19 protein-coding genes are annotated in these 23,062 nt (G+C 60.7%); 2 read left to right on the top strand and 17 right to left on the bottom strand.

The window, feature by feature from the left end:
* Positions 1-3: 3 nt before the first annotated feature.
* The 10 genes from BLS41_RS21390 to BLS41_RS39105 all read right to left on the bottom strand — a co-directional run bounded on the left by BLS41_RS21390 (position 4) and on the right by BLS41_RS39105 (position 11,870).
* On the bottom strand, positions 4-1,293 hold the full coding sequence (locus BLS41_RS21390; RefSeq protein WP_074768430.1) for an FAD-binding oxidoreductase: 1,290 nt from the start codon (positions 1,291-1,293) through the stop codon (positions 4-6).
* 33 nt (positions 1,294-1,326) lie between these two features.
* The gene (locus BLS41_RS21385; RefSeq protein WP_074768428.1) at positions 1,327-2,640 is read right to left on the bottom strand and encodes an aromatic ring-hydroxylating oxygenase subunit alpha; all 1,314 of its coding nucleotides are present in this window, start codon (positions 2,638-2,640) and stop codon (positions 1,327-1,329) included.
* A 73-nt stretch (positions 2,641-2,713) separates the two neighbouring features.
* Complete coding sequence (locus tag BLS41_RS21380; protein ID WP_074768426.1) at positions 2,714-3,493, bottom strand: drug:proton antiporter; 780 nt, start codon at positions 3,491-3,493, stop codon at positions 2,714-2,716.
* Complete coding sequence (locus BLS41_RS21375) at positions 3,490-4,665, bottom strand: electron transfer flavoprotein subunit alpha/FixB family protein (RefSeq protein WP_074768424.1); 1,176 nt, start codon at positions 4,663-4,665, stop codon at positions 3,490-3,492. Before BLS41_RS21375 ends, BLS41_RS21380 begins: the two co-directional genes overlap by 4 nt.
* A 4-nt stretch (positions 4,666-4,669) precedes the next feature.
* Complete coding sequence (locus BLS41_RS21370; RefSeq protein ID WP_074768422.1) at positions 4,670-6,583, bottom strand: (Fe-S)-binding protein; 1,914 nt, start codon at positions 6,581-6,583, stop codon at positions 4,670-4,672.
* A gap of 2 nt (positions 6,584-6,585) precedes the next feature.
* The gene (locus BLS41_RS21365) at positions 6,586-8,649 is read right to left on the bottom strand and encodes an NADH:flavin oxidoreductase (protein ID WP_074768420.1); all 2,064 of its coding nucleotides are present in this window, start codon (positions 8,647-8,649) and stop codon (positions 6,586-6,588) included.
* Between the two features lie 76 nt (positions 8,650-8,725).
* Complete coding sequence (locus BLS41_RS21360) at positions 8,726-9,262, bottom strand: DUF5943 domain-containing protein (protein WP_074768418.1); 537 nt, start codon at positions 9,260-9,262, stop codon at positions 8,726-8,728.
* A 44-nt stretch (positions 9,263-9,306) separates the two neighbouring features.
* Positions 9,307-10,278 carry a dipeptidase gene (locus BLS41_RS21355; RefSeq protein WP_074768416.1) on the bottom strand — a complete coding sequence of 324 codons (972 nt, stop codon included), beginning with the start codon at positions 10,276-10,278 and terminating at the stop codon, positions 9,307-9,309.
* 41 nt (positions 10,279-10,319) lie between these two features.
* Positions 10,320-11,594, bottom strand: a complete 1,275-nt coding sequence (locus BLS41_RS21350) for a serine hydroxymethyltransferase (RefSeq protein WP_074768414.1) — start codon at positions 11,592-11,594, stop codon at positions 10,320-10,322.
* Between the two features lie 135 nt (positions 11,595-11,729).
* A complete protein-coding gene (locus tag BLS41_RS39105) occupies positions 11,730-11,870 on the bottom strand; it encodes a hypothetical protein (protein ID WP_171910285.1) in 141 nt (46 codons plus the stop codon).
* A gap of 191 nt (positions 11,871-12,061) precedes the next feature.
* On the opposite strand from BLS41_RS39105, the gene BLS41_RS21345 reads away from it, so the two are divergent.
* Positions 12,062-13,057, top strand: coding sequence for a GlxA family transcriptional regulator (locus BLS41_RS21345; RefSeq protein WP_074768412.1), 996 nt, complete (start codon positions 12,062-12,064; stop codon positions 13,055-13,057).
* Positions 13,058-13,154: 97 nt separating this feature from the next.
* On the opposite strand, the gene fdhA is transcribed toward BLS41_RS21345, so the two are convergent.
* Positions 13,155-14,354, bottom strand: a complete 1,200-nt coding sequence (gene fdhA / locus BLS41_RS21340) for a formaldehyde dehydrogenase, glutathione-independent (protein ID WP_074768410.1) — start codon at positions 14,352-14,354, stop codon at positions 13,155-13,157.
* A 305-nt stretch (positions 14,355-14,659) separates the two neighbouring features.
* On the opposite strand from fdhA, the gene ampC reads away from it, so the two are divergent.
* Positions 14,660-15,832 (top strand): class C beta-lactamase, encoded by a 1,173-nt coding sequence (gene ampC, locus BLS41_RS21335; protein WP_074768408.1) that lies wholly within the window; start codon positions 14,660-14,662, stop codon positions 15,830-15,832.
* Positions 15,833-15,920: 88 nt separating this feature from the next.
* Here the strand turns inward: ampC and BLS41_RS21330 are convergent, their stop codons facing one another.
* From BLS41_RS21330 to BLS41_RS21305, 6 genes are all read right to left on the bottom strand, one after another.
* A complete protein-coding gene (locus BLS41_RS21330) occupies positions 15,921-17,339 on the bottom strand; it encodes an MFS transporter (protein WP_074768406.1) in 1,419 nt (472 codons plus the stop codon).
* Between the two features lie 160 nt (positions 17,340-17,499).
* Positions 17,500-17,763 carry a hypothetical protein gene (locus BLS41_RS21325; RefSeq protein ID WP_074768404.1) on the bottom strand — a complete coding sequence of 88 codons (264 nt, stop codon included), beginning with the start codon at positions 17,761-17,763 and terminating at the stop codon, positions 17,500-17,502.
* 39 nt (positions 17,764-17,802) lie between these two features.
* Positions 17,803-18,459, bottom strand: a complete 657-nt coding sequence (locus BLS41_RS21320; protein WP_074768402.1) for a sarcosine oxidase subunit gamma — start codon at positions 18,457-18,459, stop codon at positions 17,803-17,805.
* Complete coding sequence (locus tag BLS41_RS21315; RefSeq protein ID WP_074768400.1) at positions 18,449-21,451, bottom strand: sarcosine oxidase subunit alpha family protein; 3,003 nt, start codon at positions 21,449-21,451, stop codon at positions 18,449-18,451. The genes BLS41_RS21320 and BLS41_RS21315 overlap by 11 nt, the downstream gene beginning before the upstream one ends.
* The gene (locus BLS41_RS21310) at positions 21,448-21,774 is read right to left on the bottom strand and encodes a sarcosine oxidase subunit delta (protein ID WP_074768398.1); all 327 of its coding nucleotides are present in this window, start codon (positions 21,772-21,774) and stop codon (positions 21,448-21,450) included. Before BLS41_RS21310 ends, BLS41_RS21315 begins: the two co-directional genes overlap by 4 nt.
* A gap of 13 nt (positions 21,775-21,787) precedes the next feature.
* On the bottom strand, positions 21,788-23,032 hold the full coding sequence (locus BLS41_RS21305; protein ID WP_074768396.1) for a sarcosine oxidase subunit beta family protein: 1,245 nt from the start codon (positions 23,030-23,032) through the stop codon (positions 21,788-21,790).
* Positions 23,033-23,062 lie beyond the last annotated feature (30 nt).

Here is a 23,062-nt window from a genome sequence, read left to right as displayed (position 1 = left end):
GCCTTACTTATCGACGACGAGATCGGTGAGCGGCTTGCTGCAGCACAACAGCACCATGCCCTGATCGATCTCCCGCTGACGAATGCCGCCCGCGTGTTTCATCGACACTTCGCCGGACACAAGCTTCACCTTGCACGTGCCGCACATGCCTTGCGTACACGATGCGGGCAATCGCACGCCTGCTTTCTTTGCGGCATCGAGTACATGCTGGCCACTGCCGCATTCGATCTCGCGATTGCTTTTCGCGAAACTGACTTTGAAACGTGTTTCGACTTCGACTTCGACATCGACAGCAAGCGGCACTGGAGCCAAGGCTGGCTCAGGCGCAAACCCCAGAGCCTCATCACGCGCCTCGGCAAAACTCTCCGCCGCGACGGGCGCGCTCGCGTATTGCAGCACGTCCGCGACATGCGCGATGGTCAATTGCGCGGCCACTTCGCTGACGGTATCGAACGAAAAACTTTCCTCGTGATAACGATTGCGGTCGAACCCGCCCTCACCCAGCAGATTGCGCACGGCCTGCATGTAAGGCGCGGGACCGCAGCAAAAGATCTCTCGCTCCATGAAGTCCGGCGCAATCAGTTTTAACAGCGGCAACGTCAGAAAACCGGTGACACCTGGCCAGTTTGTACGCGCGCCGACCCGCTCGCAAACAAAGGCCGTCCGAAAATGAGCCTGATTCGACGCGATCAGATCAAGCTCGCGCGCGAAGATAATATCGTCCGGCGTGCGCGCGCTGTGGACGAACACGATGTCGCTGTCTTCACCGAGTTCGTGATGCGCGCGGCTCATCGACATCAACGGCGTAATGCCCGAACCCGCCGACAGAAACAGAAACTTGCGCGCCGGATGCCGCGCGCAGGTGAATGCGCCGGAAGGCCCGAGCACGCGAACTGTTGAACCGGCTCGCAGATTGTCGTGCAGCCAGTTCGACACCTTGCCGCCCGGCACGCGCTTGACCGTGATCGAAATCGTATGCGGCCGCGTGGGCGGCGACGAAATCGTATAGCAGCGATTGATCGACTCGCCGTCGATCTCCAGTTCCAGCGTAATGAACTGCCCCGGCTCAAACACGAACGCCCGTTCGGAAGGCGCGCGGAAGAAAAAGCTCTTCACGTCATGCGTTTCGTCACGGACCTGGCAGCACTCCAACGTGTCGTCGGCGTCGCTATTCCAGCGCGCGGGCAGCGCGTCCCAGAACAGCGGCCGGGTCACACGGCTGGTAACGAGACTCGCCGCGCCCTGTAGCACCGGCTCGGCGCCGGGCTGAAACGTCGCCTGATCGCGCATCATTGTTTTCTCCCGCTCCTGGTTGCGGTGTCGCGCTCAGCGCTTGAAGGACACGACTTTTTCGCCGTGTGAAACCGGCGTTCCCGTGCCGGCCTCGTGAGTTTGCGGCGCATTGCCGTAATCCGCCATCCGGCCGATGTACCACTCGCAAAACTTCTCGACGAGCCCTTCGGTAAAGGGTGAATACGGCCCCGGCTCATACGCGCTGCTGCTTGCACCACGTTGTGAATACTCGACGAGCGCGCGGTCCTGATCATTGGTCGCGCGCCATACGGCCGTCAGATTGTTGACGTCGTAGTCGATACCTTCGCGCGCGTCTTTGTGCACGAGCCATTTCGTGCGCACCAGCGTTTTATCCGCGGACAACGGAATCACCGAGAACGTGACGATGTGATCGCTCATGAAGTGATGCCACGAATTAGGCTGCGTCCAGAACGACAGGCCGCCGAGATCGGCCTGCTCGAAACCGCCGAGCAACTTCTTCGACGCCACTTTCGCGTCGAGCGTCTGCGACTCGCCGTCGCGATCGAGCGGCAGGCGTTGCGTGCGAAAACCCGTGACCAGATCGGCGAGCCGTTCGATTTCCGCCGACGGCAAGTTCATCGCTTCCCACTGCGCAGTTCGACGCGCGACGGTTTCTTCGAACGCGGCCATGCCTTCTTCATTGGCGGGCGTGCGCTGATAACCGAAGCCGTATTCATACAGCGAAATGGTCAGCTCTGGATGGTTCGCGACGCAGTGATAGCACTCGCGATTGTTCTCCATCGTGAGCTTCCAGTTGCCTTCCTCGACGATATCGATCGACGCGGCGATCTTGCAGCTCGCCAGATCGTGCGGCAGCAGATACGGCTCCATGGCAGCGCGCATCACGGAAAAGTCAGCGGGCGGTGTGTCGGCGAGACAGATGAAAATCAGCCCGGCGAGATTCTCGACATGCACGGCCTTCAGGCTGTGTTTGCAGCGGTCGAATTGTTCACCCATATGCTCGGCGAACATCAGGTCGCCGCTCAGGTTATAGGTCCAGCTGTGATACGGGCAGACGATATTGCCAAGCGAGCCTTTGTCGCTATTGCACAAACGCGCGCCACGGTGGCGGCAAACATTGTGAAACGCGCGCACCTGCATATCGTCGTCGCGCACGATCAGAATCGAATCGCGGCCGATTTCCACGGTGATGTAATCGCCCGGTTCCGGCACGTCGGGTTCTATTGCGACCTGAATCCAGTGCTGACGGAAAATCGCTTCCATGTCGAGCGCGAAAATATCTTCGCTCGTATAGAACGGCGCTTCCAGCGTGTAATTCTTTTTGCGGCGTTCGATCATTGCGCGAACGTCTGCCGAAACTTTCATTGTGTGCTCCGTTGCATGTCACGTCTGGCGCTGCACCAGGCCCTCCTGGTCGCACGCTGGCCCGAACCGGAATTCAATAATCCACGAGTTGATGCTCGCGCAAATACGCGAGAATCACTTGTGCTTTTTCGACGGAACTCCCTTCAATTACGACGCTGCCGCCGCGGCTCTCGGTGGTGGTCGCCGACAGCATCCGCGCGTGGCCCGAGCGCTTTTCAGCGGCGGCGAGACGCACCGGTTTTGCGGTCGAGGGACGGATGCTCCACGCGAGGTGGTCGGGGTTTTTTAATGATGAAGTCGCGGCAACGGAGCGGATCGTGCCTTCGCGCAACCTTGCATAAGCGTAAGTCGGCGCGGCATTAGCGAGCGGATGCACGGCTATCAGCGCGGGCAATTCGACTTCCACGCGACGGCGCAAGCCCTTCGGCATGAACTGCCGCACTTGCGCGAGTCCGTCCCGCACAGTCAGGTCGACTGCTGCGCCCACCAGCGGAATGTCCAACTCGTGCGCGACGCGATACGGCAACATACCGCTGTCGAAGGCGCCTTCTGCACGAGTGCCCGTCAGAATAAGGTCGTAATCCCGCAGACGCGCCGCAAGCCATGTCGCGGCGTCAGCCTGCGAAGCGGATTCGCCGGACAGTTCGAGTACGTCGACCGAACGCGCGCCGAGTGCCAGATACTCCTTTAACGCAGGATTCGACGGATCGCCGGCATGCAGCACGTCGAGCGTTGCGTCGTGCGCTTTTGCGAGCGATAGCGCGATGGTCAGCGCCGCTGCATCGTTGCGGCAATAGCGCGCAACGCCGCTAACCGGATGACGCCCCACCGACACCAGAACGGCGATCTTCATGCGAGCACTCCTTCGGGAGCCGCCGTCGTATTGAGCAAGGCCGCGCCGGTTCCACGAGCCTTGCGCGCCGCTGCGGCCGCTTCGTTGAGCGCCGCGATGGTTTCCTGCGCATCCGCGATAACGGTCAGATTCGCCCGCTTCGCGATCGGCGCGCTGGCGTCCAGATTCACGGCAATCACGTGACGGCAATCCTTGATCCCTTGCAGATGCTGCACGGCGCCGGAAATGCCGAACGCGATAACCACGCTCGCTTCGACCGTCTTGCCGGTTGCGCCGATCTGCTTGTCGCGGGTGAATTTGCCGTCGTCGACGGCGACACGGCTCGCGCCGATGGCCGCGCCCAAGGTGCCCGCCAGCTTCTCGAACGCCGGCACGTCGCTCACGCCATTACCTGCGGACACGATGAAATCCGCTTCTTCGAGCGCCAGTTGCGCGGCGTCGATTTCCTCGATACCGAGATCGCGCACGGCACCTTTTGACGAAATAGTCGCGCTATCGAAGCGCCACACAACACGTTCGCCTGCGCCGACGAACGGCAGTTTCGGATCGACCGCGTTGGGTGCGAGCAGCACTACGTCCGGTAGATTGCGTGAAGCGAGCGCCGTATTCGCGTGGATATAAGCGGCGACATGCTGCGCGTCGATTTCTACGACGTGGGTTGCGATGCTTGCGTTAGCGGCTGCGGCATAGCGGCGACCCAGATCGCCGTCGCCAGTGGCATTGTCTGGCAGAAAAACATGCACTGGCGAATAGGCCGCGACGCACGCGGCCAACACGTTCAATTCGTCATCGGGCGCATATTGGCGGCGGTCGAACATCGGCAGTTCGATCAGTTTGTCGGCTCCTGACGTGGCGGCGTCGCCGGTGAATTCGCCGAATACGAGCAGCACGATTTCCGTCGCTGCATCGGCGATAAAGGCGGCGGCCGCCAGCGTCTGACGTGCGTGGTCGTCCAATGCGCCACGGTCGGCATGTGCGGCTACCAGCAATACACGTTGCGGCGCGGCGGTCGTGCGGCGCGGCCTGGACGATTCATGATGCACGACCACGCCACCCGGCATGTTGAACTGCATTGCGAGCGCGTCACCCGTCGCGCCCAGCGTGATGCGTTTGAGCCCCTCTGCCGTCACCGTGTACGGCCTGCGCGGATCGATTCGTTTGAGCGTATTCATCGCGTTACTCCAGCGCCGCAGCAACCAGTTCGGCAACGTCCAGCACGTCGGGACGCGGCCCCACCACGCCTTCGAGCATCGCCGTGCAATTCGGGCAAGCCACCGCGACGATGTCAGCGCCGCTCGCGCGGGCGTCGTCGATACGGATGTCGGGAATGCGGCGTTTGCCCGGAATATCGGTCAGCGGTGCGCCGCCTCCGCCTCCGCAGCAGCGTCCGCGCATACCGTTGCGCTCCATTTCGATCACCTTGATGCCGATACTCTTTAGCACCCGGCGTGGCGCTTCGGTCTCGCCGTTATAGCGGCCCAGATAGCACGGGTCGTGATAGGTGATCTTGCGGTCCGCGAATGCCGCCGTGGCGCGCGGCGACAGCTTGCCGCTCGCGACCAGTTGTTCGATCAGCGCCGTGTGATGCTGAACGTCGTAAAAGCCGCCCAGTGCGCGATATTCGTTGCGCAGGCTATGCAGCACGTGCGGGTCTGCCGTGACGATCCTGCTGAACGAGTATTGCGACAACGTGCCGATCAGCTTGTGCGCGAGTTGCTGGAAAGTGGCTTCGTCACCGAGACGGCGGGCCGTGTCGCCGGTATCGGTTTCGACGCCGCCGAGCACCGCATAGTCGAGTCCCGCCCGGTTCAGCACTTTGACCAGCGCGCGCAATGTGCGTTGATAGCGCATGTCGAACGCGCCTTCGCCTGCGATCAGCAACACGTCCACATGACGCCCGGGTTGCGCGACCTGCACTTGCAGATCGACCGCCCAGTCATAACGCGCGCCGATGTCATAGCCGTTAGCGCTGCCCGTCTCACGCAGATTGGCGAGCGTCAGCGGCCCCTTGCCCGGCACGATGCCTTCGACCAGCGTCTGGTTGCGGCGCATATCGACGATCGCATCGACATGCTCGATCAGCATCGGGCACTCCTGCACACAAGCGCGGCAAGTCGTGCAGGACCACAGCGTATCGGCTTCGATCAGGCTCGAAATCAGCAGTTTTCCAGGTGCGCCGGCATGCTTGCCGAGCGGAATACCCGGCGTCGGGCTGCCGGCGTAGTCGGCATCCGTGCCGCCCACCATCCCCGTGACGAGGTCCTGAATCAGCTTCTTCGGATTGAGCGGTTGACCCGCGGCAAACGCCGGACACGCCGCCTCGCACTTGCCGCATTGCACGCACGCATCGAAACTGAGCAACTGGTTCCAGCGAAACTCCACGGGCTTGCCGACGCCGTATTCCTTTGCATCGAGCAGCGGCGCCTTGAGCGCTGTAGGCGGCACCACATCGTTGTCGTGACGCGCGGCAAAACGCTCCTGACGCGGATGAAACGCAAGATGCAACAGACCGGCCAGCGCATGTTTCATCGGACCGCCGCGCGCCGCGCCGAACGTCATCGTGAATGCGCCCACCGCGATCAACAACGCAACGATGATCGCGAGCGCACCGGACATCGTCGCGGCGGGCAGCACGATAAACAATGCGAGGCCGAGCGCAAACGAACCGAGCAACAGCGGCAGATGGTCCCACGGTCCGCGAGACAGCCGCGCCGGAGCCGCCTTCGCGCCATGCCTGCGACGCCACACGAAAACCGCGCCAGCCAGCATCACAAGTGCGGCCAGGAAGATCAGCCTGTCGAGCCACGGCGAATAGATAGCGAGGCCGTAATTGACGAATACGAGTGCCATCGCGAGAATCGCCCCGCCCGCCGTGGCGACGTGCGTCTTTGCAATGTACGGGTCGCGCGCCACGACATGATGCAGATCGACGAAATAGCGCTTCGGAATCGCGAGCAGATTGGTCCAGCCGTAAGCACCTGCCGCAGTCGCGCGGCCTTCGCGCCAGTAAGCCGCGCGTTTGGCGACCGCGAAGGCAAGACCGGCCACCGACAACCACAGCAGGACAGTGATGACAAACACGGGGCTCATCGTCAGAAATCCTTGCAAAGGCGCAGCGCGTCGTAAATCGCGCCGTGAATGTTGTGCATGGAAATGCAGTCGCCAACGCGGAACAGCAGGAAGCGGCCATTGCCGAGTTCTTCGTCAAGCGACGGTTGCTGCTCGGACGCGAACAGCTTGTGCACGTCGACCTGCCCGCGATTCACCGACTCCGGCTTGAGCGTCCAGTAAAGCGCGTCGTTCGGCGTGCTGCCGTTTTCGATCACCACCTGATCGACCGCGCGCTCTTCCTGCTCCTCGGTGTACTCGTTGCGGATCACGGCAATCTTCTTGCCGTCTTCCTCGTAGACCTTGTCGAGCCAGTAATTCGGCGTATGGATCACGCCTTGCGCGTAGAGACGCCGGTAAAAAATCGGGAACGTGGTGCCGCCAACGTCGTCCGCGACTTTTACGTCGGGCGTCACGATCTCGACGTTCGAGCCACGGCTCGACATGAAATCGGCGACGCCGGCACCGGCATGCGTGCTGACGCCGTCGTACACGAGCACGTTCTTGCCGGGTTCGACCTTGCCCGACAGCACATCCCAGGAACTCACCGCGAGGCCTTCTTCGACGCCCCACGCCGCAACTTGCGACGTGAACGACGAACCGCCGGTAGCGAGCACGACGATGTCGGGCTTCTCGGCCATGATGGCTTTTTCGTCGGCGGCAACACCTAGACGCCGATCGACGCCGAGGCGCTTCGTCTCCATGTCGAACCAGCGCACGATGCCCGCCATCTGTTCACGCTGCGGCGCTTTGGCGGCAAGCATGATCTGGCCGCCCACGTAGTCGTTCTTCTCGAACAGCACCACGTCATGGCCGCGCGACTTCGCCACTCGCGCCGCTTCGAGTCCGGCCGGCCCCGCGCCGACCACGACGACTTTTCGCTTCGGCCCGCGCGTTTTCGCGATCACGTGCGGCATCGTGGCTTCACGCGATGTCGCCGCGTTCTGCACACACAGCACGTCGTGTCCGTTGTACTGACGGTCGATGCAATAGTTTGCGCCGACGCATTGTTTGATTTCGTCCTCGCGGCCGTCGCGAATCTTGATCACCATATGCGGATCGGCAATCTGCGCGCGCGTCATGCCGACCAGGTCGACCATGCCGCTGGCGAGCAGACGCTCGGCCTGCCCTGCGTCGCGAATACTCTGCGCGTGCATCACCGGCAGCTTCACGACTGACTTGATACCGGCCGCGAGATGCACGAACGGCTCGGGCGGCAACGCCATCGGCGGCATGCAGTTGGCGAGTGTGTTGTGCGTGTCCGCACCGGAGCCGATCACGCCGAGGTAATCGATCAGACCGGTCTCGCTCATGGCCTGCGCGATTTCCTTCAACTGTTCGTGATCGAGCCCGTCTTCGTGAAACTCGTCGCCGCACATCCGCAAGCCGATGCAGAAATCCGCACCGACCGCTTCACGTACCGCCTTCAGCACTTCAGTGCCGAAACGCAGGCGGTTTTCGAGCGAACCACCCCATTCGTCGGTACGGAAATTCGTGCGCGGGCTCCAGAACTGATCGATCAGGTGCTGATGCGCCGCCGAGATTTCGACACCATCCATGCCAGCATCTTTCACCCGTTTCGCCGCCGCAGCGAAATCGCCGATGATGCGGTGAATCTCCTCGACTTCGATAATCTTCGCGTTGCCGCGATGCACCGGTTCGCGCACGCCTGAAGGCGACATCAGATGCGGCCAATGCTCGCCATGAAACGCCGAACGGCGTCCCATATGCGTCGCCTGAATCATGATTTTCGCGCCGTGCGCATGCATTGCTTCGGCAAGCCGCGCAAGTGGATCGATGATTTTGTCGGTCGACAGATTCACCGATTTCCACCACCCTTGCGGACTGTCGATCGATACCGGACTCGACCCGCCGCATACCGCAAGTCCGACGCCACCCTTCGCCTTCTCTTCGTAGTAACGGATATAACGGTCGCCGGGCAGGCCGCCGGGTTCCGCATAGACTTCCGCGTGCGCGGTGCTGACAATGCGGTTGCGCAAAGTCAGCTTGTTCAGCGTGAGGGGCTTGAAAAGGTTCGGGTAACGCATTGCGATCGACCTCGGAATGAATAGGCTTATTGCGCCTGCCGTGCTTGCCTGTTTGCGTGCGGTCTACGAGACACCGTTATGAAGCGAGCGGCGATACTTCGAACACGCAGTGGTGATGGCATTCGCCCGCGCATTGCGCTTCTTTCGAATGCGACGGCGGACCTTTGCGTGTGCCATCGGGCGCGGTGTCGTTGACCCAGTCCATTGCCCCGGCGAACCATCCAGCGAACATGTAGCAAAGCTTGCCCTCTTTGCCCGGCTGAGCCAGCACGAATGACGAGTTGTGCAATTCGATCCGCGCATGCGAGGTCGACGGATCGGACTCGACGATCCTGAAGATGCCCCAGCCGCGTTGCGACAGACGGTTCAGGTAATGCTCGAATACCGCCATGCCGGAAATGCCGTGCTGTTTGGCTTCCTTGTCGCACCAGAAATACGCGGACTTGTACCCCGCTTTGTAAAGAATCTCAGCGTAGGCATCGAGCCCGAGCGCCTCTTCGACAGCGGTATGGTTGTTGGTGAAAAAGTGACGCGGCACGTACAGCATCGGCAGTGCGTCGGTGGTCCAGACGCCCGTGTCCGGATCGACGTCGATAGGCAATTGAGGTTGCATGTGGGAGCTCGCTTTTTTATTTAACGGATTTGATAGAGGAAAGATCAGACCTTCCAGACTTCACCGAACACTCGCACCCAGTTCTCGCCCATGATCTTTTTGATGCGCGACTCGCTCCATCCGGCGCGCTCCATCGCAGCAGTCAAATTCGGAAACTCGCCGATCGTGCGGATGCCTTCCGGATTCACGACCTTGCCGAAGTTCGTCAATTGACGATAACGGCCCTTGTCGTGCGTAATCCAGTCGAAGAATTCGGTGCTGTAGCCTTGCGTGAAATCGGTACCGATACCCACCTGGTCTTCGCCGATCAGGTTCACCACATAGTCGATTGCTTCGATGTAGTCGTCGACGGTCGCGTCCGGGCCGCGCTTCAGGAACGGCGCGAACATCGTCACGCCGACAAAGCCGCCTGCATCGGCAATCTCTTTCAATTGCTCGTCGCTCTTATTGCGCGGATGCTCTTTCAAACCTGACGGGCAGCAATGCGAATAGCACACGGGCTTATTGGAAGCGGCAATCGCTTCAGAAGAAGTCTTGCCGCCGACGTGCGACAGATCGACCATGATGCCGACGCGGTTCATCTCCTGAATCACTTCGCGGCCGTAACCGGACAGGCCGCCGTCACGCTCGTAACAACCGGTGCCCACCAGGTTCTGCGTGTTGTAGCAAAGCTGCACGACGTTCACGCCGAGGTCCTTGAACGCCTCGATATAACCGAGGTTGTCCTCGAACGCATGCGCATTCTGGAAGCCGAAAATAATGCCAGTCTTGTTCTCTTTCTTCGCGCGAAGAATGTCGTCGGTGGTCCGCACTAGCGTGAGAATTTCACCGTATTCGCGGATCTGCTGCTTCATCTCCGCAATGTTATCGACGGTCTTCTGAAAGCTCTCCCAAACCGACACCGTGCAATTCACTGCGGTCACGCCGCCCTTGCGCATATCTTCGAATACCGAGCGCTCGAACTTCGAAATGTTCAGACCGTCGATGATGATGCTGTTGTCGTGCAAAGTACTCATCGTTTGCTCCAGGCGTGCGGGGTAAGTGAATAGTCGCGTGATCAGTAAATGGGAAAGCGTTCGCACAGCGCGAAAATCTCGCGGCGCACGCGTTGTTCTGTGGCGGCATGTCCTTCCGGATGGTCGCGCAGCGAATCGAATACTTCGACGATCAGCCGCCCGATCTCACGAAATTCGCTCACGCCGAAACCGCGCGTGGTGCCAGCCGGCGTGCCGAGACGAATACCGGAAGTGACCGTGGGCTTTTCTGTATCGAAGGGAATGCCGTTCTTGTTGCAGGTGATGCCCGCACGTTCCAGCGCCTGCTCGACCTGATTACCCTTGAGCCCCTTGGGGCGCAGATCGACCAGCAACAGGTGGTTGTCGGTGCCGCCGGTCACGAGATCGACGCCGCCTTCTTTCAGGACTTCGCCGAGTTCCTGTGCGTTGGCGAGCACGTTGTCGATATAGGTTTTAAAACCCGGTTGCAGTGCCTCGCCGAACGCGACCGCCTTGCCCGCTATCACATGCATCAACGGACCGCCCTGCAAGCCGGGAAACACCGCCGAGTTGATTTTCTTCGCGATGTCCTCGTCATTCGTCAGGACAAAGCCGCCACGCGGACCGCGCAAGGTTTTGTGCGTGGTCGACGTGACCACATCCGCATGGTCGACCGGATTCGTATGACGACCGGCCGCAATAATCCCGGCGATGTGCGCCATGTCCACCATCAGCTTCGCGCCGACGCCGTCGGCAATCGCGCGCAGCCTGGCAAAATCCAGTTCTCGCGGATACGCCGAGAAACCTGCAATCAGCAGCGCGGGTTTGTGCTGTTGCGCAAGCTCTTCGATCTGCGCGTAATCGATCAGCATCGTGTCGCGATTTACGCCGTATTGCACTGCGTTGAACCACTTGCCCGACATCGCGGGCTTCGCGCCGTGAGTGAGGTGGCCGCCCGCATCGAGCGACATGCCGAGCACGGTGTCGCCGGGTTTGACCAGCGCCAGCATCACCGCGCCGTTCGCCTGCGCGCCGGAATGCGGCTGCACGTTGGCGAATTTCGCGTTAAACAGCTGCTTGATACGATCGATGGCCAGCGTTTCAACCACGTCCGCGAATTCGCAACCGCCGTAGTAGCGCTTGCCCGGATAACCCTCCGCATACTTGTTGGTCAGCACCGAACCCTGCGCTTCGAGCACCGCGCGCGACACGATGTTTTCCGACGCGATCAGTTCGACCTGCGACTGCTGGCGCTCGAGTTCTTTCAGAATTGCGCCGCGCACCGCGGTGTCGCGCGTGGCCAGCGATTCTTCGAAAAAAGGATTCGGGTTCGACATGGAGGTTCCGTGGAGTCGTTGACGGAGAGCCGGAAGACACTGCCTGCGCGGCGCTTTCACGCTGCTTGCTCGCTGCTGCGACCGGTCTGCATTGCGTCTATTCTTGACGTTCGCCTTGCGCGCCAATTTACGAATTCAGACGCGTTCTTTGCCTTTTCCGCCATAGGCGACCTTTTTCGACAAGTCGGCGTGGGCGGCGTGTGCGTGGCCGTCCTGCGAAGACGCCACGAGTGCCTGAAACCAGGGTGCGTTTGCTGCACTGCGGCCGATCGCCATGCGCTGTTCGGGTGCGCTGCTGCGCGTCTCCGGCTCCGTTCTGGTGCCAGTTGTTTAGCTATCCAACACTTTTCTATAACAACCGAGGGTTTAGCCTGATGGCACGGTAGTTGCGCTAGTCCTCAGAATTGAATGAGTCGCTGCTCCCCACGGCGACCTACATAAACAGATTCGAAGGAATCAATTCCCCCATGTCCACCGATCGCACGGCGTCGTTGTCGCACTTCGCGTTCATGCCGCTCCCGAACTTCACGATGATCGCGTTCACGAATGCCATCGAAGTTCTGCGCATGGCGAACTATCTGAGTGGACAAACGCTGTATCGCTGGTCGATCGTGAGTCCCGAGGGCGGACCCGTTACCGCGAGCAATGGCCTCGCGGTCGATACCGGGCCGGTGGAATGCGTCGGCCAACCGGACATTGTTTTCGTCGTCGGCGGGATCGACGTGCAGCGTGCCACCAGCCCCGCTCACCTCAGCGCGTTGCGCCGCTTCGCGCGCCTTGGCAGCGTGCTCGGCAGTCTGTGCACGGGCACTTACGCACTGGCTCGCGCGGGTCTGCTGGCCGGTTATGCGTGCGCGATTCATTGGGAAAACATGTCGGCGCTGAAGGAAGAATTTCCAGAAACGCGCTTCCTGAAAGAGCTATTCGTCATTGACCGCGATCGCGTCACCTGCACCGGCGGCGTCGCGCCGCTCGACATGATGCTGAACCTGATCGCGCCGCGCGTCGGCACCGCACGCGTTACGCAAATCGCCGAGCAGTTCATCGTCGAACATGTGCGCGACACCAGCGCGCAACAGAAAATGCCACTGGTCGCGCGGCTCGGTTCGGCCAACAAGTCGCTATTCGAAGTGATCTCGCTGATGGAGAACAACATCGAAGAGCCGCTGTCACGCGAAGAACTCGCGCGCCTTGCCGGTATGTCGCAACGACAATTGCAGCGGCTGTTCCGCGAACATCTGGGGATGACGCCCACGCATTACTATCTGACGTTACGCTTGCGGCGCGCGCGTGAGTTGCTACTGCAAACCGACATGTCGATCATGCATATCACGATGGCTTGCGGCTTTCAGTCGGCTTGCCACTTTTCGAAAAGCTATCGCGATGCGTTCGGCACGGCGCCGACGCGCGAGCGGCGCAAGCAGGCGCCTTCTCTCTCTGCAGTGCCTGTGATGGCAGCTTGAGGGTCGAGCCAGATCAGTTCCTGATTAAAGGCGAAAACGCGTTGACCGGTTCTCCGTTCAACGCGTTTTTGCTTGTGCGGCCTGACACACGCAACCGTTACGCCGCCTTCAACAACTCGTGCGGATCAATCACGAACTTGCGCGGCGCACCGCCGTCGAATTGCCGATACCCTTCGGGCGCTTCTTCGAGCGACACGACCGTCACGTTGACGATGTCGGCAATCGGCAGGCGATCCCACAAGATTGCCTGCATCAGATTATGGTTGTACTTCATCACCGGCGTCTGGCCGGTATGGAACGAATGCGACTTTGCCCAGCCTAGCCCGAAACGAATGCTCAGGCTGCCTTTGCGCGCAGCGGCGTCGGTCGCGCCTGGGTCGTCAGTCACATAAAGGCCTGGAATGCCGATCGCCCCGGCGGCCCGCGTGATTTCCATCAACGAGTTCAGAACCGTGGCCGGTGCTTCTTCATGCGAGCCGCTGCTGCCGTGGCCGTGCGCCTCGAAGCCGACGCAGTCCACCGCGCAATCCACTTCGGGCTTGCCGAGAATCTGCTCGATCTGCTCGCCGAGCGTCGCGTCTTTCGACAGATCGATTGTCTGGAAGCCCATCTTGCGTGCGTGCGCAAGCCGCGCCTCGTTCATGTCGCCGACAATCGTGCAGGCCGCACCCAGCAATCTCGCGGACGCAGCCGCGGCCATTCCCACCGGCCCCGCGCCCGCGATATAGACGGTTGCGCCCGGCTTCACGCCCGCCATCACCGCGCCGTGATAACCGGTCGGCAAAATATCGGACAGACACGTCAGGTCACGGATTTTCGCCATTGCTTGCGCGCGGTCGGGGAATTTCAGCAGATTGAAATCCGCGTACGGGACCATCACGTATTCGGCCTGGCCGCCGATCCAGCCGCCCATATCCACGTAGCCGTATGCGCCGCCCGCTCTCGACGGATTCACGTTCAGACATACACCGGTGTGCTGTGCCTTGCAGGTCGGACAGCGTCCGCACGCGACATTGAATGGCACCGACACGAGATCGCCGACCTTCAGCGTTTCGACATCGCGGCCGGTTTCGATCACCTCGCCGGTGATTTCGTGGCCGAGTACCAGGCCGACTTCGGCGGTCGTCCGGCCGCGCACCATGTGCTGATCGGAGCCGCAAATATTCGTGCTGACCACTTTCAGGATCACGCCGTGGCCGATCGAACGGCCGCGTGGATCGACCATCTTCGGATAGTCGATCGACTGCACTTCCACCTTGCCTTGCCCGAGATACACGACGCCGCGATTGCTGCTCATTGTCTTGTCTCCATGTCTTGTGAGCGGCGTTGCCGAGCGCGTTGCCTAATCAGGATAATGCGAGGCTTTGCGCGGCACGCCGTCCAAAGAGCGTAGCGCCCGCCGGAACAAAGCACTCGCAGCGAACACGACATGGGTTTGGCCGGAACCGACAAATTCGTGTTCGTCGGCGCGTGCGTTGCCTGCTTCGTCCCATAAGATTTTCTTTCCCCTCGATCAAGATATCGTCGATTGTCGGCACGGCTTAAAAGCCCGATAGTACAACCTCGCCATCCCGCCGACATACCCAAAAGGAACCGCAGCAAATGAAGTTAAAAGCGATCAGCCTTATCGCGACCGTTGTGTTTTCACTGTGCGCCGCTCCGCTCGCCAGCCGTGCGGCCGATAACACGCAAGCGCGGATAAAGCCCGCAGTAGACGCCGCCATTCAGCCCGTCATGGCGAAATATCATATTGCCGGCATGGCGATTGGCGTGATCGCCGAAGGCAAGCCGTATGTGTTCAACTATGGCGTCGCGTCGAGAGCAAGCGGCAAGCCGGTTACGCGAGATACGCTGTTTGAAGTCGGCTCGGTCAGCAAAACGTTGACAGCGACGCTTGCTTCCTATGCGCAGGTCAACGGTAACCTGTCTCTATCGGATACGACCGGCAAGTATCTGCCTGCACTCGAACACACGCCGTTCGGCAACGTCAGTCTTCTCAATCTCGGTACTCACACACCGGGCGGACTTCCGCTTCAGGTTCCCGACGATATCCACGATAACGCTCAATTAATGCAGTATTTCAGCGCGTGGAAACCCACCTATGCGCCCGGCACTTACCGGACTTACGCGAACCCGGGCATTGGTACGCTCGGCCTGATCACCGCAAAAAGCATGGGACAGGACTTCACCGCGTTGATGGAGCAGCGCCTGTTTCCCGCGTTGGGAATGAAGAACAGCTACATCGACGTGCCCCCAGCGAGAATGCCGGACTACGCGCAAGGCTATAAAAAGGACGGCACGCCGGTTCGCGTGGCGCCGGGGGTTTTATCCGCTGAAGCCTATGGCGTCAAATCGACTGCCGCCGATATGCTTCGCTTCGTCGCGGAGAACATGGAGCTAATCGGTCTCAACGGCAAACTTCAGCAAGCGGTGACGGCTACGCACACGGGCTATTTCAAGGCGGGCGTACTGACTCAGGATTTGATATGGGAACAGTACCCGTATCCGGTTGCACTGAAGACATTGCAGGAAGGCAACGGCACGGCTATGGTCTTCAACGCGACGCCGGTTGTCGAGATCAAGCCTCCGCAAGCGCCGACCCTGGACGTGTGGATCAACAAAACCGGCTCGACCAACGGATTCGGGGCCTATGTAGCGTTCGTTCCAGCGAAACATATCGGCATTGTGATACTCGCGAACAAGAACTTCCCCATTGAAGATCGCGTGAATGTAGCTCATCAGATCCTGACGGAGCTTGCCAGGCGCGAACATTAAGCCTTGATTTCGCGGACGATTCGATCCGGTAGCAAAAGGTGCAGTCGCCGGACTGCACTCTCTTATCCGCAAAAACAACGCCTGACTACTATTCCCGAAGCGGACTCAAGACCCCCTGCGGGTCCGCTTCAACCGCTTCCGACACCAGCGTCTCGAGTGCCAGTCCTCGCGTTTCGATTCCCATTATCCACACGGCCGCAGCGGCAAGCACAAAACACATCGCGCCGAGCGAGAAGACGCCGCCCTGGCCGAACATCGGCAGAACGACGCCCACCACGTAAGGTCCGATCAGCGAACCCACGCGGCCAATCGCCGATGCAAAGCCCGAGCCGGTTGCGCGCGCGCCGGTTCCGTAAAGCTCCGGCGTGTAGGTGTAAAGCACCGCCCACATCGCGAACAGGAAGAACTGCATGGCGAGACCTGCGCAGATCAGCAACGTCGGCGTTTGCGCATGCAATGCGGTCTGCCCGTACACATACGCCATGACCGCACTGCCCGCGAGCGACGCGATACACGTCGGCTTGCGCCCCCAGCGTTCGACCAGCCACGCCGCGCAGATAAAGCCCGGAATGCCGCCGAGCGAAATCAGCACGGTGTACAGCACGGATTTCGTCACCGCGAAGCCCGCCTGCTGCATCAACGCGCCGAGCCACGATGTCAGCCCGTAAAAGCCGAGTAGCGCGAAAAACCACAGCGTCCACACCATGATCGTGCGACGCCGGTATGCAACGCTCCAGATTTCGCGGAACGCGCCCGTGCCTTTGGCCGTGATCGGCTCGGCGAGCGCCGCCGGTGCGCGCAACCAGCTCAGCCCCTCTGCGCGCATCACTTTCGATTCGATGTCGGCGAGAATCTTGTCCGCTTCTTCGTGGCGTCCGCGATGTTCGAGCCAACGTGGTGATTCGGGCACAACCCGGCGAACTATCAGCACGAATACAGCGGGAATCGCGAGCAACGCGAATTCGGTACGCCAGCCGAAAGCCGGCAACACGAAATACGACACTACGCCCGATGCGATGAAACCCAGCGGCCAGAAGCCATCCATTAATGCGATCAGACGTCCGCGCGATGCGGCCGGTACAAACTCGGACAGCAAGGTCTGCGCAATCGGAAACTCCATCCCCATGCCGAAGCCGAGCAGCACGCGATAGAAAATCAGCGCTTCAACACTCTGCGCTGTCGAGCACAGATACGATGCAAGTCCCCATAAAACCATGCTCCACTGAAAAACCGGCCGACGTCCGAAACGATCCGCCAGCAGACCCGCAATTGCCGCGCCGATCACCATACCGAAGAAACTCGCACTGGCGACCAGGCCCGCCGTCGCCGTGGACAGATGAAACTCAGTCTTGATCGAACCGAGTACGAAGGTCATCGTGCCGAGGTCGACGGAATCGAAGAAGAACGCGATCGCAATGATCACGAAAAGGGTTCGGTGATAGCCGGAGAACGGCAGTCGTTCGAGTCGGGCGGCGGCACTCGCGCGAGGCTGAAAAACGGTAGACATGCGATCCCCTTGTCAGTGCGGCGTGTGCCGCGTGGGTGTTCCGATCAATGCTTCCAGTGTTTTCAGTAGACGCCGACATAAATCGGCCACATAGAAGAAATGCGTCATCAGGATGGAACGGGGGCGTCGTTTGCTGCGTCCCGTCATCAGCCAATGGATGCTATGGCCGCAGACGCGCGCGCGCCGCGCCCGCAATACGCGCGAGCGTGTCCGCGCTCAGATGCGCAGCGATCTCTTCGACGTATTGGTGATGCCGCGCCTGAAGCGGCGCGCCGAGTTGCTGCGCGAGTAGATAACGGATGAGCGCAATGCGACGATGCCGCAACACGATGCTCTGATCGAGCAACGCGAGTGCGGCATCGGCATCGCCTTCGTGACACGCACGCTCGGTCAGACGTGTCGTGGCTAGACGTGTTGACGTCATGGGGTGCTGAAGGCGTTACGACTTGAGTTACGACACGAATTACGGCATCAACGGCTCAGCCGCATCGAGCATGATCTTGACGAAGTAGTCGGCGAAACTGCGGCGTACGATGATGTCGAAACTATCCGCGCCAGTGGGCAGCAACGTCATCGACGCCTTGAAATAGTGGCTCTGCGCGCACTGCCCTTCGCCGAACAGTTTGGGATGCAGGTCCAGCGGACAGCCGCGCGCCAGCACTTCCCGCACACGCGTGCCGCCGATTTCGAGCACGGTATAGCCGCTGCCGACATCCACCGCCGACGCAAATACCCCTGCAAACACGGCGCCGAATTTTGCCTGCAACGGCGCGGCGCGAGTCGCGTCATGCGCGGTGGCGGAGCGCACCAGCCATTCGTCAGGACCGAGCCACAGCAGGTCGTACCCATTGCCACGGGCAAACGTGTTCGCTTTCTCGGGCGGCCGGCAACCGATCACACTTTCCACTGCCTGCATAAACGCCGCGTCGCGGGTATCGCCGCGCAGATTCACCAGTTCCAGAAACGGCCGCTCGCTTAACCTGAACGCCGCCGATGACGTTGCCTGATGCTTTTTCAGCAGCGCGTGTGCGCCCACCAGCGGCGACTCCTGCCATACGCCGGTCTGTTTGCCGACAGCGCGATCCACCATCGACACCGTGCCGCCTGTTTCATTCCACATGTTGACGTGCTCCTTCGCTGTCATAGAACACCGAGCTGGTGACTTTGGCGGCAATCTGTTTGCCGCTGGCGAGCGGGATCGTGACCGTTTCGCCGATCTTGTCGAGACCGCCCTTGACGACTGCCATCGCAATCGAGCGCTTCAGGATCGGGCTGTAATAGCTCGACGTGACGTGCCCGAGCATCGGCGCCGTGTCGCCCTGGAACGGCCCGGCGACGATCTGTGAGCCTTCGGGAATCACGAACGACGGGTCGTCGGAGAGCAGGCCGACCAGTTGCTTGCGCCCCGCCTTCGCCGTATCGGAACGTGCCAATGATCGCTTGCCAAGAAAGTCTTTCGACTTCGCGACGAGGCCGCCCATGCCGAGATCGTACGGCGTCATCGAACCATCCGTATCCTGCCCGACGATGATGTAGCCTTTTTCCGCGCGCAGCACGTGCATGGTTTCGGTGCCGTACGGCGTGATGTCGAATTCGGCTCCGGCGGACATCAATGCTTCCCACACCGCGCGCCCTACGTTCGCGGGCACGTTCACTTCATAGGCGAGTTCGCCCGAGAAGCTGATGCGCATCACACGCGATGCCACGCCCGCAATCGTGCCCTCGCGATAACTCATGAACGGAAACGCCGCATTTGCAAAGTCGATGTCGTGGCAGACTTTCTGCAATACCTTGCGACTGTTCGGCCCAACCACCGCGAACGTGGCCCAGTGATCGGTGACCGACGCGAGGCGCACGCGCATGTCCGGCCATTCGGTCTGCAACCAGCGTTCGAGCCACGTGAGCACGCGCGCGGCGCCGCCCGTGGTGGTGGTCATCATGTAGTGCTGGTCGGCGAGACGCACGGTCACGCCGTCGTCGAAAATCATGCCGTTTTCGTCGAGCATCAGACCGTAGCGGCACTTGCCGACCTCCAGCTTGCTCCACGGATTCGTATAGACCCAGTTGAGCAGTTTTGCCGAATCTGGGCCTTGAATGTCGATCTTGCCGAGCGTCGACGCGTCGAGAATACCAACGCTCTCACGCACCGCGAGCGATTCGCGCGCGACCGCCGCATGCATGTCTTCGCCCGCTTTCGGGTAATACCAGGGCCGCTTCCAGTTGCCGACATCTTCGAAGGCCGCGCCGTTTTCGACATGCCATTCGTGCACGGCCGTCTTGCGCACGGGATCGAGAAACTCGCCCAATTCGCGGCCCGCGAAAGTACCGAACGTTACCGGCGTATAGTTCGGCCGGAAAGTGGTCGTGCCGGTTTCGGGAATCGTTTTGCCGAGCGCCTGCGCGAGAATCGCCATGCCGTTGATATTGCCGAGCTTGCCCTGATCGGTGCCGAATCCCATCGCCGTATAACGCTTCACGTGTTCGACGGATTCGAAGCCTTCGCGCGCCGCGAGAAAGATATCGGCCGCCGATACATCATTCTGGAAATCGACGAATTGCTTCGGCCCGCGCGTAGCCAGTTCGCGTCCGCCGACCAGCCATAACGGCTGCATCTTCGCTTCGGTCATCTCGGCCACCTGAACCGGATTCGGCCGCGCGACGATATAGCCCGCCGCGCGTGCAGCTTCGACGCCCGCATCGACGGCAAAGCGGATGCCCTGGCCCAGCGTGAAGTCACCCGAACATGCACCGACGCTCGTTTCCGGCTGCATCGCCTTGCCCGGCACGAAACAGGCTTTGTCATCGTGCCAATGCGCCTTGCCGCCCGACTGCGCGAAGAGATGCAGCACAGGACTCCAGCCGCCCGACATCGCGAGCAGATCGCAGGACACGTCGCCCTGTTTTGCACCGACCTGTCCACTGGAATACGACGCGACTTCGACCGAGGCGACCCGCAATTTGCCATGGGCCGCTGTAATCACCGCACCGTTCATCACTTTTATGCCATGACGGCGTGCGAGCGCGGGCAAGGTTCCATTCGATTCCGTCGCGCGCGGGTCGATCACCGTCACTTGTGCGCCGGCTGCTTTCAGATCGAGCGCGCATTGATAGCCGTCGTCATTGTTCGTGAAGACTACGGCATTGCGCCCCGGCAACACGGCATAGCGATGCAGATACGTCGACACCGCCGACGCCAGCATCACGCCCGGCAGATCGTTATTGCCGAACACGATGGGCCGTTCATGCGCGCCGGTCGCGAGAATCACGCGTTTCGCGCGGATTTTCCACATCAGTTCGCGCGTGCCCTTACGCTGCGATACAGGCAGATGTTCGGTGAGCCGCTGAGTCACCGTGACGAGGTTGTGATCCTGATAACCGAACGCCGTGCTGCGGCACAGAATCTTCACGTCGGGCATCTGCCGCAATTCGTCTTCGATCTTTTGTACCCATTGCAGCGCGGGCTTGCCGTCAATCGCCGCGCGGCACGACAGCAACGAGCCGCCGAGTTCCGGCTGATCGTCGACCAACGTCACACGCGCGCCGGACAATGCCGCGGCATGCGCAGCCGCAAGGCCAGTCGGTCCGCCGCCGACCACGAGCACGTCGCAATGAGCGAAGCACTTGTCGTAGCGATCCGCGTCGGTCTGTTCCGGTGCTTTGCCGAGACCGGCGGCATCGCGAATCACTTCTTCGTATTTGGGCCAGAATTTACGCGGCCACATGAAGGTCTTGTAGTAGAAGCCCGCAGGAATGAAGCGCGCGATCTTCTGGTTGATCGCCATGCGGTCTTTCTCGATGCTCGGCTTCGCGTTGACGCTGGTCGCCACTAACCCCTGATACAACTCCACTTCGGTTGCGCGAGCATTCGGCACCGTGTAGGCGCCCGTTTCAAGTTGCACGACTGCATTCGGTTCTTCGACGCCTGCCGTGACGATCCCGCGCGGGCGGTGGTATTTCCAGCTACGCGCAACGAAATGCACCCCGTTTGCGAGCAACGCCGACGCCAGCGTGTCGCCCTGATAACCCTGATATTTGACGCCGTTGAAGGTGAAGCTCAGCGCAATGGCGCGATTGATGCGTCCACCGTTGGCGAGTCGCTCTTTCTGGCTCATGATGCTTTGCCCTCTTGTGGCTGAACCTGTGCAATGGCTTCGTTGTTATCCATCGAGAGCAACGGACGTCCGAACGTCTCATAGCTCTGGATCTCATAGCTCACCGTATCGCGCTGCGCCTTGAACCAGCGGCGGCAGCCCTGCGTATGCAACCATTGCTCGCGGTGCACGCCACGCGGGTTCTTACGCATGAACAGGTAGTCGCCCCATTCCTTGTCGGAGAGCTTTTCAGTGTCTAGCGGACGGGCGATATCGGCTTCGCCGCCGCAGGAAAATTCGGTTTCGGCGCGCGGCCCGCACCATGGGCATTCGATCAGTAGCATCGCGGGTCTCCGTTTAGTGGGCGACGGCAGCAGCGCCGTGTTCGTCGATCAGATGGCCGGTATAGAAACGATCCAGCGAGAACGGCGCATTCAATGGATGTGGCTCATCTCGCGCAATCGTGTGTGCATAGGCCCAGCCCGACCCCGGCGTCGCCTTGAAGCCACCGGTGCCCCAGCCGCAATTGAAGTAAAGCCCCTTCACATCGGTCTTGCTGATAATCGGGCACGCGTCCGGCGACACATCCACGATGCCGCCCCACTGCCGGTTCATCCGCACACGCGAGAACACCGGGAACATTTCAACGATTGCTTCCAGCGTGCCTTCGATAATCTGGAAACTGCCGCGCTGTCCGAAGCCAGTGTATTGATCGACCCCGGCGCCGATCACCAGATCGCCCTTGTCGGACTGACTGATATACGCGTGCACGGCGTTCGACATCACCACGGTATTCACCACCGGTTTGATCGGCTCGGACACCAGTGCCTGCAACGGATGACTTTCCAGCGGCAAGCGCACACCGGCCATGTCGGCGAGTGTCGACGTATTGCCCGCCGCAACCACCGCCACTTTCTTTGCCTTGATAAAACCTTTCGTCGTATCGACGCCCGTCACCTGACTGCCATCGCGGCGAATCCCCGTCACCTGACAGTTCTGCACGATATCGACGCCCGCCTGATCCGCGCCGCGCGCAAACCCCCAGGCCACCGCATCGTGACGCGCGACGCCGCCGCGCCGTTGGATCGACGCACCCAGAACCGGGTAACGGCTATTCAGATTGATCGTCGGCTCGATTTCCTTGATCTGCTCGGGCGTCAGGAACTCGGCATCGACGCCATTCAGCCGGTTCGCATTCACGCGACGCTCGGTATCGCGCACATCCTGCAACGTGTGCGCGAGGTTCATCACGCCGCGCTGACTGAACATCACGTTGTAGTTCAGATCCTGCGAAAGCCCTTCCCACAGCTTCATCGCTTTCTCATAGAGTGCGGCGGACTCGTCCCACAGATAATTCGAGCGCACGATCGTCGTATTCCGCGCGGTATTACCGCCGCCGATCCACCCTTTCTCCAGCACGGCGATATTGCGCACACCGTGCTCTTTCGCGAGGTAATACGCGGTGGCGAGACCATGCCCGCCGCCGCCGACGATCACCACGTCGTATTCGCGTTTAGGCTCGGGGCTCTTCCACTGTCGCTCCCAGTTCTCGTGATACGACATCCCGTTGCGCAAGAGGCTGAATATCGAATAGCGGCTCATCGTTGGTCCTTGTGGAAACTCGTGCTGAAT

The organism is Paraburkholderia fungorum (genome assembly GCF_900099835.1).
In the GTDB taxonomy this organism is placed as follows: Bacteria; Pseudomonadota; Gammaproteobacteria; order Burkholderiales; family Burkholderiaceae; genus Paraburkholderia; species Paraburkholderia fungorum_A.
The sequence above is the reverse complement of the archived record's forward strand: the minus strand, read 5'-3'. Positions and strand labels throughout refer to the sequence as shown.

Coding starts and splice junctions, on each gene's coding strand:
- BLS41_RS21380 (WP_074768426.1), bottom strand. CDS start 3,493: ATGAAGATCGCCGTTCTGGTGTCGGTGGGGCGTCATCCGGTTAGCGGC.
- BLS41_RS39105 (WP_171910285.1), bottom strand. CDS start 11,870: ATGGCGATCGGCCGCAGTGCAGCAAACGCACCCTGGTTTCAGGCACTC.
- BLS41_RS21375 (WP_074768424.1), bottom strand. CDS start 4,665: ATGAATACGCTCAAACGAATCGATCCGCGCAGGCCGTACACGGTGACG.
- BLS41_RS21330 (WP_074768406.1), bottom strand. CDS start 17,339: ATGTCTACCGTTTTTCAGCCTCGCGCGAGTGCCGCCGCCCGACTCGAA.
- BLS41_RS21350 (WP_074768414.1), bottom strand. CDS start 11,594: ATGTCGAACCCGAATCCTTTTTTCGAAGAATCGCTGGCCACGCGCGAC.
- BLS41_RS21365 (WP_074768420.1), bottom strand. CDS start 8,649: ATGCGTTACCCGAACCTTTTCAAGCCCCTCACGCTGAACAAGCTGACT.
- BLS41_RS21370 (WP_074768422.1), bottom strand. CDS start 6,583: ATGAGCCCCGTGTTTGTCATCACTGTCCTGCTGTGGTTGTCGGTGGCC.
- BLS41_RS21310 (WP_074768398.1), bottom strand. CDS start 21,774: ATGCTACTGATCGAATGCCCATGGTGCGGGCCGCGCGCCGAAACCGAA.
- fdhA (WP_074768410.1), bottom strand. CDS start 14,354: ATGAGCAGCAATCGCGGCGTCGTGTATCTCGGGCAAGGCAAGGTGGAA.
- BLS41_RS21325 (WP_074768404.1), bottom strand. CDS start 17,763: ATGACGTCAACACGTCTAGCCACGACACGTCTGACCGAGCGTGCGTGT.
- BLS41_RS21305 (WP_074768396.1), bottom strand. CDS start 23,032: ATGAGCCGCTATTCGATATTCAGCCTCTTGCGCAACGGGATGTCGTAT.
- BLS41_RS21355 (WP_074768416.1), bottom strand. CDS start 10,278: ATGAGTACTTTGCACGACAACAGCATCATCATCGACGGTCTGAACATT.
- ampC (WP_074768408.1), top strand. CDS start 14,660: ATGAAGTTAAAAGCGATCAGCCTTATCGCGACCGTTGTGTTTTCACTG.
- BLS41_RS21390 (WP_074768430.1), bottom strand. CDS start 1,293: ATGATGCGCGATCAGGCGACGTTTCAGCCCGGCGCCGAGCCGGTGCTA.
- BLS41_RS21385 (WP_074768428.1), bottom strand. CDS start 2,640: ATGAAAGTTTCGGCAGACGTTCGCGCAATGATCGAACGCCGCAAAAAG.
- BLS41_RS21320 (WP_074768402.1), bottom strand. CDS start 18,459: ATGTGGAATGAAACAGGCGGCACGGTGTCGATGGTGGATCGCGCTGTC.
- BLS41_RS21315 (WP_074768400.1), bottom strand. CDS start 21,451: ATGAGCCAGAAAGAGCGACTCGCCAACGGTGGACGCATCAATCGCGCC.
- BLS41_RS21345 (WP_074768412.1), top strand. CDS start 12,062: ATGTCCACCGATCGCACGGCGTCGTTGTCGCACTTCGCGTTCATGCCG.
- BLS41_RS21360 (WP_074768418.1), bottom strand. CDS start 9,262: ATGCAACCTCAATTGCCTATCGACGTCGATCCGGACACGGGCGTCTGG.